This window comes from Microcystis sp. M44BS1 (assembly GCF_020244875.1).
Taxonomy (GTDB): domain Bacteria; phylum Cyanobacteriota; class Cyanobacteriia; order Cyanobacteriales; family Microcystaceae; genus Microcystis; species Microcystis panniformis.
Window position 1 is genome coordinate 1 of the sequence record NZ_JADBVM010000303.1, and the last position, 8654, is coordinate 8654.

Here is an 8654-nt window from a genome sequence, read left to right on the forward strand (position 1 = left end):
ACAACGCTTGACAGGGGAATAGAGGTGAACTAGGGGGGGGATTTTGTTCGGTGCTAGACTGATATTTGAGTAAGCCAGACAGGAGCCAGAAAAAGATATTTATCAGAAAAGTCATGAGCAAGCTAGAGGTTTAAAGACTGAGCGGGTTCCAATTATTTTTATTAATAAATATTTGACACAATTCATACCAGGTAAGCAAGAGGGCTACGGCACTATTACCGAATCATTACCCACGAGTTAATCCTCGTCTCGCCAATTCTTTTTTCCTCTTTCCTAGGGACTTTTGCTGATAATCGGGTCTCATGACACCATTGTTACTCCGGTTTGAGTTCAGGATACTTCCAGATTTAGAAGATCAGGGCTTGTCCCTAGTTTCTCTTTTTCTTTTTAGGGCGCGTAGCGTCCTTCAGGAGCTGATAACTGCTAGACTAATTGGGTGATGCTTGCAAGATTAATAAAACCAGTGTCGAGATTAGAATGCAGGGACTTTTAAGAAAACTTTGGCGTGCGATCAAAAACTTTTTTACCCGACTTTTGGGGGGACAAGGGGGAAAGGGGAGAGTACAAGCGATCGAATCTGTTCCCCTAACCGATACAGACTACGAGTTTCTCTATATGCAGTTACTCGATGGAGTGTCCCACGGTTGGCACGAAGGCAGAATTCTGAGATTTTTTGAGAAATTGGGCGATCGAGGTCGGCAAAAAGATTGGGTAGAATGGTTAGAGCGTTTTGGAACCCGTCTGCAATCCTCCGCTTCCCTTAATCAACTTCTCGCCACCAGAATGATCCGTTTAGGAGAATTAGCTCGCGCTTTTCCCGGGATTGAACGTATTGGTGAAGCTTCCTACGAGATCGGTTATCAACTCTACACCAAAGAAACTGCCACTTTAATCTGGGAATACGCCGGCGAAGATGAGGCACCGGGTAGTTATTCCCTGCCGCAACCCCCAGAAAATCTCTTATATTCGGGTGAAACTAGCGATTTTAACGGTAATGACCCAGAAAATCCCCAATTAGAAACCCTCACCCTCGATGAATTATTTAACCGTCTGCAAAACGATCCTACCCTAGCGGGCCAAATCGCCGAACAATTGGGCATCGAAAATAAGGACGCAGAAAGCATTATTGATAGTCTGATCGCTCAATTTTCCCCCCTGTCAGGTAAAAACCCTGAAACTGCCGAAGATTGGTTTAATCAGGGCTTAGAACAGGCAAATTTAGGCAATTGGTCAAATGCGATCGCTGATTGGGAACAGGCCTTGAAGATCGATCCCCAATTAGCCTCGGCCTGGCATAATCGTGGTAGTGCCTTAGCCATGGTCGGTAACTACGAAGAAGCGTTAAATAGTTATGATCGCGCCCTAGAAATCACCCCCAACGATCACCAAATCATTAACGCTAGAGGCAGCGCCCTATACGGACTGCAACGTTGGCAAGAGGCTTTAGAATGTTGGCAACAGGTGCTAGAAGCGGACGATAATTTTTATCAAGCTTGGTACAATCGCGGCAGTACCCTAGAAAATTTAGGCGAAACCCAAGCAGCGATCGCCTGTTATCAAAAAGCTTTAGGGATTGCGCCGGATTTTGAGCTTGCCCAAACCCGTCTAGAGGCTTTACTAGGGCAAAAACCGCCCGAAGACGACGGTAATCCCCCCGCCTGATTCAATCTGAACTTGAGCAGTCAACAGCCTACAATGAGGAGAGGATAGAGACTAATTTTAATCAATCAGGCCCAGCAATGAGTATAAAAAGCAAACCTCCTTCACAATCTCGCCTGATCGGTAATGTTTTATTAGCCGTAGGCGGCTTATTTCTGATTGTTAACCTTCTTTTCCCGCAATTATTTGGCCCTAGCGTCCCCAAAGTTCCCTATAGTCTTTTTATCGACCAAGTGGAAGATGGTAACGTCGCTAGGGTATCCGTGGGACAGAATGAGATTCGTTATCAGCTTAAAAACGACCAAGAGGGCAACTACGGACGAATTTTCAGCACTACACCGATTTTTGACCTAGAATTGCCCAAACGTCTAGAAGCTAAGGGCGTAGAATTCGCCGCCGCACCACCGCCAAAAAATGGCTGGATTGGTAGTGTTCTTAGTTGGGTGATTCCTCCCCTGATTTTTGTCGGTATTTGGCAATTTTTCCTCGCTCGCAGCGGTGGCGGTGGTCCAGCCGGGGCTTTATCGATTACCAAAAGTCGCGCTAAAGTCTATGTGGAAGGAGACACCACCAAAACTACTTTTAAAGATGTGGCCGGTGTGGAAGAAGCGAAAACCGAATTGGCCGAAATCGTCGAATTTCTCAAATATCCCCAACGTTACATTCAAATCGGGGCGCGGATTCCCAAGGGTGTCCTCCTAGTCGGTCCGCCGGGGACAGGAAAAACCCTGCTGGCAAAAGCAGTCGCGGGAGAAGCGGGAGTTCCTTTCTTTAGTATCTCAGGTTCGGAATTCGTGGAACTCTTTGTCGGTGCGGGTGCAGCCCGAGTGCGGGATCTGTTTGAACAGGCCAAGAAAAAAGCCCCCTGTATTATTTTTATCGATGAATTAGACGCGATCGGTAAATCTCGCGCTAACGGTAATTTTATGGGGGGTAACGATGAACGGGAACAGACTTTAAACCAATTATTGACGGAAATGGACGGTTTTAACGCTGGTGATGCGACGGTAATCGTGCTGGCCGCTACTAATCGCCCAGAAACTCTTGATCCCGCCCTTTTACGTCCTGGCCGTTTTGATCGCCAAGTGTTAGTTGATCGCCCTGATCTGGCTGGACGCTTAAAAATCCTCGAAATCTACGCAGGTAAGGTAAAATTAGGCTCAGATGTGGATTTAAAACAGATTGCTACCCGCACCCCCGGTTTTGCTGGTGCTGACTTAGCTAATCTAGTCAATGAGGCCGCTTTATTGGCAGCCCGCAATCAACGCAGCACCGTCGCTCAAGAGGACTTTAATGAGGCAATCGAGCGGGTAGTGGCGGGTTTAGAGAAGAAAAGCCGGGTTCTCTCGGAAAAAGAGAAGAAAATCGTCGCTTATCACGAAGTTGGTCACGCTCTCGTCGGTGCAGTTATGCCGGGAGGTGGTAAAGTTGCTAAGATTTCGATCGTGCCTCGCGGCATGGCAGCCCTCGGTTATACCCTGCAAATGCCCACGGAAGACCGTTTCCTTATGGATGATACGGAATTACGCGACCAAATTGCTACTCTTTTGGGTGGTCGGGCTGCCGAGGAGATTATCTTTGGTAGTATTACTACTGGGGCGGCTAATGACCTGCAGCGGGCGACGGATTTGGCCGAACGCATGGTGACAACCTATGGTATGAGTAAGACCTTAGGTCCCCTGGCCTACGAAAAAGGTCAACAGAATAGTTTTCTGGGAGATGGTATGATGAATCCCCGGCGCTTGGTAAGCGATGATACGGCCAAAGCGATCGATAATGAAGTGAAAGAGATTGTCGAAAATGGTCATCAGCAGGCCCTGGATATCCTTGCTCAAAATCGCGATTTACTCGAAGAAATTGCCCAAGAAATCCTCAGTAAAGAGGTGATTGAAGGGGAACAGTTGCAAGCACTGCTCGATCGCGTTAAACCCCTCGATCGAGAACCTGTTACTGTTTAGATTGATTTGATTTTTACCTTACCCCATCTTCAACAAAGATGGGGTTTCTCATCTAGAAATTTTGACCTTTAAGAGGGATTGGGGCTGAATATTGAGGAGATAATCCAGAAAAGTCTTGGCGATCACCGATAGTTTTTTATCCTTGGGATAAACCACATACCAATGGCGTTGGATGGGAAAACCTTGCACGTCAAGGATGGTAAATTCCCCATTGGGATGATCTAAATTTAAGACGTGCTGAGACAGAACTGAAATTCCTAAACCACCAGCGATTGCTTGTTTAATAGCTTCATTATTGCCGATTTCCAAACGCAGAGATACAGTGATGCCATGGTCGAGAAAAATTTGCTGTACTGCCCGTCTAATTCCCGATCCCATTTCCCGCATAATAAAAGGTTCCCCTTGCAGTCGTTTAATTGGAATTTTTTTCTGTCCCGCTAGGGGGTGATCTTTGCGAGCAATAACCACGAGGGGATTTTCCAGAAACGGTTGAATCTCCAGGTTTAGATCTTGGGGGGGTTCGCTTAAAATATATAGGTCATCGACATTATTGGTGATCCTTGTTTCTAGGTCTTGGTGATTGGTCAATTCTAGGGACACATCCACCCCTTGGTACTGTTGACAAAAAGGACCTAGGATCTGAGGGATTAAATATTGGGCTGTGGATACCGCCGCTAAACGCAGTTTACCCTGTTTAATGCCCTTGATGTCAGCGATCGCCATCTCAAAGTTATCAATATCCTTGAGGACTGCCTGACAGGTGACTAATAAACTGCGTCCAGCCTCGGTTAAATACAAACGTTTGCCTATCTGTTCAAATAAGGGTAAACCCACTGCTTTAGTCAGTTGTTTCATCTGGGTAGAAACGGTGGGTTGGGTGATCGATAGTTCTTCAGCAGCCCTGGTAAAACTGCCATGACGAGCGGTCGCTTCAAAGACAATCAGTTGATGTAAAGTGGCGTGAATCAAGAGAGGCCTCTAGAGAGCTACACTTCTGTTACTGCCTTGAGGAGCTTTGCTAAACAGAAGCAGGAATGGAGGGGAACGAGTAAAAACCTCCCCACCCCGCTTATATCATAGGTTTAAATCAATACTTTTGTAAAGATATATCGATTTAAACTCAATTTACAAAAATTTGCTTGTCAAGATATCCGTTCTAGTATAGATTTAGAACAATCAATCTTTAAAAACCATAAAGTTTTGTCTATCAAGGCTGGTCTGTCAACCGCCAGCTTTGTTGTGGCAAAAAATCCTTTGCTCAGTTGGATTCTCATGGAAATAACCAATCGTATTCATTTTGACAATTGGCGGGGCGATGTATTAGGTTTTCTAACAGCTGCCATCGTTTCTCTACCTCTAGCTCTCGCTTTCGGGGTAGCTTCTGGGGCTGGTGCGATCGGGGCCAGTTTAACCGCCAAAAATCCCGAATTAGGCTTACCTGCGGACTTGACGCTGTCCAAAGTTCTGCCCGCAACAGGTTTGCTTAAGGGGTAAAGAGCCTTACTCTTACTCTCTTTCAGCTTTTGAAGGTTCATTTAGTCCGTTTATATTCAATACTCCTCATCAGGGGAGGCTTAAGGAGGTATTCGTGGATTTTTTCTCATTGTTTGTCATGGACTTTGTTAAGCAGTTGCAGTCCCCAACACTGGCCTTTTTGATTGGTGGGATGATTATTGCTGCTCTCGGAAGTGAATTGGTCATTCCCGAGTCGATTTGTACGATCATTGTCTTCATGCTGCTGACCAAAATCGGTCTTACCGGCGGGATTGCCATCCGCAATTCCAACCTAACGGAAATGGTGTTACCCATGATCTTTGCCGTCATAGTAGGGATTCTGGTGGTCTTCATCTCGCGCTATACCTTGGCCAATCTGCCCAAGGTGAAAGTCGTCGATGCGATCGCGACTGGGGGGTTATTTGGAGCCGTGAGTGGCTCGACAATGGCCGCTGGTCTGACGGTACTCGAAGAACAAAAGATCCCCTACGAGGCCTGGGCCGGCGCACTCTATCCCTTCATGGATATCCCGGCGCTGGTAACGGCGATCGTGGTGGCTAACATTTATCTTAACAAGAAGAAGCAGAAAGAAGCAGCCTACGACCAGGAGTCTTTTAGCAAGCAGCCGGTGGCGGCCGGGAATTATTCCGATCAGCAGGATTATCCCAGCAGTCGGCAGGAGTATCTCAGCCTACAGCAGCCTACGGATAATCGGGTCAAGATCTGGCCGATCATTGAGGAAAGCCTGCGCGGACCTGCCCTATCGGCCATGTTATTAGGTCTGGCTTTGGGCATATTCACCGAGCCGGAAACTGTCTATAAAAGCTTCTACGATCCCCTCTTTCGCGGCTTGCTTTCCATCTTGATGCTAGTCATGGGGATGGAGGCTTGGTCAAGGGTTGGTGAACTGCGTAAGGTGGCTCAGTGGTATGTGGTCTATAGCGTCCTAGCACCCTTTGTGCATGGGCTAATCGCCTTCGGTTTCGGCATGATTGCCCACTACGCCACCGGGTTCAGTTGGGGCGGTGTCGTGGTTCTGGCCGTCATCGCTTCCTCTAGTTCCGATATCTCTGGGCCGCCCACGTTGCGGGCCGGTATCCCCTCGGCTAATCCCTCCGCCTATATAGGCGCGTCCACGGCCATCGGTACGCCCGTAGCGATCGGCTTATGTATCCCGTTCTTCCTTGGTCTCGCCCAGGCCCTCAGCGGCGGCTAATCCCAGAAGGATTGTGGTCTGTGGGCGTTTCCTTGACGGGGCCTACCAAGCAAATAAATGTACATATTTAAGGAGATAATCAACATGGCCAAACCAGCCAAAAAGCTCGTCATCGTCACAGAAAAGATTTTACTGAAAAAAATCGCCAAGATCATCGAAGAAGCCGGGGCGACCGGTTACACGGTGATGGAGACTGGCGGTAAAGGCAGTCGCAACGTGCGCTCGTCGGGACAACCCCACGTTTCCGAAACCGACACGAATGTCAAGTTCGAGGTACTCACCCCCGATCGAATTATGGCCCAGAATATTGCCAAGCAGGTGGCCGATCAGTTTTTCCTCAATTTTGCGGGCATGATCTATCTCTGTGACGCGGAGGTTCTGTACGGACAGAGTTTCTGTGGACCAGAGGGCTGTGATATCTAGCCGGATCATGACTCCGGCACTCTAGGGCTACCGCATCCCAAGCATGACTGTCCTTGAGCGGTGGCCCTTTTTCCTATCCCCCAGTTTTATGACCACCTGAAACCTTTAACCCTCATCCCTTTAAACTCATGATTTTGTCCCCTATTCTGCCTCCTTCGATTGGGGAGATAGCCGCCCCCATGGCTCCGATCCCCTTGCTCGCCACCGTTGTGGCCGAGGATTCACCGATTATTCTCTCTGGCGTATTGCTGACACTGGTGGTGATTTATCTGGCCAGCAAGCTTGGCGCAGAGGCCGCCAGACGATTGGATTTTCCGCCCGTACTGGGAGAACTGGTGGCCGGTGTGATTGTCGGCGTTTCGGCACTGCATCTGCTGATCTTTCCCGAAGGGGGACTATCGGCCTCGGACTCGCTGATTATGACGGTACTGCAAGGATTGAATCAATTGGCCCCGGCTGCCGTAGAGCGAATCTTTGAGTCCCAAAGTGAAGTGATTTCGGTTCTAGCTGAAATCGGTGTGATTATTCTGCTGTTTGAAATTGGCCTAGAATCCGATCTGCGACAACTCAAGGAAGTGGGAATTCAAGCCACGGTTGTGGCCTGTGTGGGGGTTGCGGCACCTTTTGCGGCAGGTACAGCCGGGTTAATGCTCGTCTTTCATGTGGCGGCTATCCCGGCGATTTTTGCGGGGGCAGCCTTGACAGCAACCAGTATCGGTATTACCTCGAAAGTGTTGTCAGAGTTAGGTCAACTCAAATCCAAAGAAGGGCAAATTATTGTCGGTGCGGCGGTGATTGATGATGTCCTCGGTATTATTGTTCTGGCTGTGGTCGCTAGTTTAGCCAAAACCGGTGAGATTGATGTGACCAATGTTATTTATCTGATTGTCAGCGCTACGGCCTTTTTGATCGGATCAATTTTGTTGGGAGGTATTTTTAACAAAAGTTTTGTGGCGATCGTGGAGCGGCTGAAAACGAGGGGAAATATTGTTATTCCCGCATTTGTCTTCGCTTTCTTTATGGCATTTTTGGGTAACGCTATTCATCTGGAAGCGATTTTAGGGGCCTTTGCTGCGGGTTTGGTGCTTGATGAAACTGATACCCGCAACGAGTTGGATGAGTTAATTAAACCGATCGCCGATTTGCTTGTACCGATTTTCTTTGTGACGGTGGGAGCGCGTGCCGATCTCGGTGTGTTAAACCCAACGGTGCCGGAGAATCGGGCCGGACTTTTGATCGCTGTCTTTTTGATGGTTGTGGCGATCATCGGTAAACTGGTGACGGGCTGGGCAGTTTTTGGTATATCCGGCATCAATCGCCTCGCCATCGGTGTGGGTATGATTCCCCGGGGTGAGGTGGGTTTAGTTTTTGCTGGGATTGGCTCGGCCAGCGGAATTTTGGATAAGCCTTTGGAGGTGTCGATTATTATTATGGTAATCTTGACCACTTTCCTCGCTCCTCCCTTCCTCAGAATTGCTTTTGGTAAGACGGAAGCTGTTGCCGAAACCCTAGAAAGCAAGGAGCGGGCCAATCCTATTCCTTAATTTTGATGGTAAAATCTGATTTTTTAGACGAGGCTGAAGCATTTTCAGCCTTTTTTGTCGTTGATCACTGGTCAGGAAACAGTGGCGTGCCAAAATTGGCATCGCCATTTAATCTTGACTGTCCCCTAACCGCTCCCTGAAATGAGGATAGTTGCGGGATTTATCAAAAATTTGGGTTTAAAACCCCGTCGTGAAACGACGGCTTTTCTTGATCTTTGATATAACTGAACTTCCCCCATACATATATACCACAATAGCAGAAAACCCTTATCCATCAATGGATGCACCCCTTAACATTTCTTAATGTACCCATGTAATTTGTAACATTTCTTAATGGACAAGAATTCTCTCTATTTGCTA

General features: G+C 47.9%; 7 protein-coding genes. 6 read left to right on the forward strand and 1 reads right to left on the reverse strand.

What is annotated here, in order from left to right; translation table 11 throughout:
* The first annotated feature begins 477 nt into the window (after positions 1–477).
* Together IM515_RS22430 and ftsH4 are read left to right on the forward strand one after the other, a co-directional pair.
* Entirely contained in the window at positions 478–1662 is a 1185-nt protein-coding gene (locus tag IM515_RS22430) for a tetratricopeptide repeat protein (RefSeq protein ID WP_193959635.1), read from the forward strand.
* 77 nt (positions 1663–1739) lie between these two features.
* Positions 1740–3617: an ATP-dependent zinc metalloprotease FtsH4 gene (gene ftsH4, locus IM515_RS22435; protein WP_002785593.1), complete on the forward strand. Its 1878-nt coding sequence runs from the start codon at positions 1740–1742 to the stop codon at positions 3615–3617.
* Positions 3618–3665: 48 nt separating this feature from the next.
* Here ftsH4 and IM515_RS22440 read toward each other — a convergent pair whose 3' ends face one another.
* Positions 3666–4586 (reverse strand): LysR family transcriptional regulator, encoded by a 921-nt coding sequence (locus IM515_RS22440; protein ID WP_287630064.1) that lies wholly within the window; start codon positions 4584–4586, stop codon positions 3666–3668.
* A 231-nt stretch (positions 4587–4817) separates the two neighbouring features.
* On the opposite strand from IM515_RS22440, the gene IM515_RS26025 reads away from it, so the two are divergent.
* The 4 genes from IM515_RS26025 to IM515_RS22460 all read left to right on the forward strand — a co-directional run bounded on the left by IM515_RS26025 (position 4818) and on the right by IM515_RS22460 (position 8294).
* The gene (locus IM515_RS26025) at positions 4818–5111 is read left to right on the forward strand and encodes a sulfate permease (RefSeq protein ID WP_193959638.1); all 294 of its coding nucleotides are present in this window, start codon (positions 4818–4820) and stop codon (positions 5109–5111) included.
* Between the two features lie 94 nt (positions 5112–5205).
* Positions 5206–6327: a sodium-dependent bicarbonate transport family permease gene (locus IM515_RS22450; RefSeq protein ID WP_002785596.1), complete on the forward strand. Its 1122-nt coding sequence runs from the start codon at positions 5206–5208 to the stop codon at positions 6325–6327.
* 84 nt (positions 6328–6411) lie between these two features.
* On the forward strand, positions 6412–6750 hold the full coding sequence (locus tag IM515_RS22455; protein WP_287630065.1) for a P-II family nitrogen regulator: 339 nt from the start codon (positions 6412–6414) through the stop codon (positions 6748–6750).
* Between the two features lie 128 nt (positions 6751–6878).
* Positions 6879–8294 carry a cation:proton antiporter gene (locus IM515_RS22460; RefSeq protein ID WP_287630066.1) on the forward strand — a complete coding sequence of 472 codons (1416 nt, stop codon included), beginning with the start codon at positions 6879–6881 and terminating at the stop codon, positions 8292–8294.
* Positions 8295–8654 lie beyond the last annotated feature (360 nt).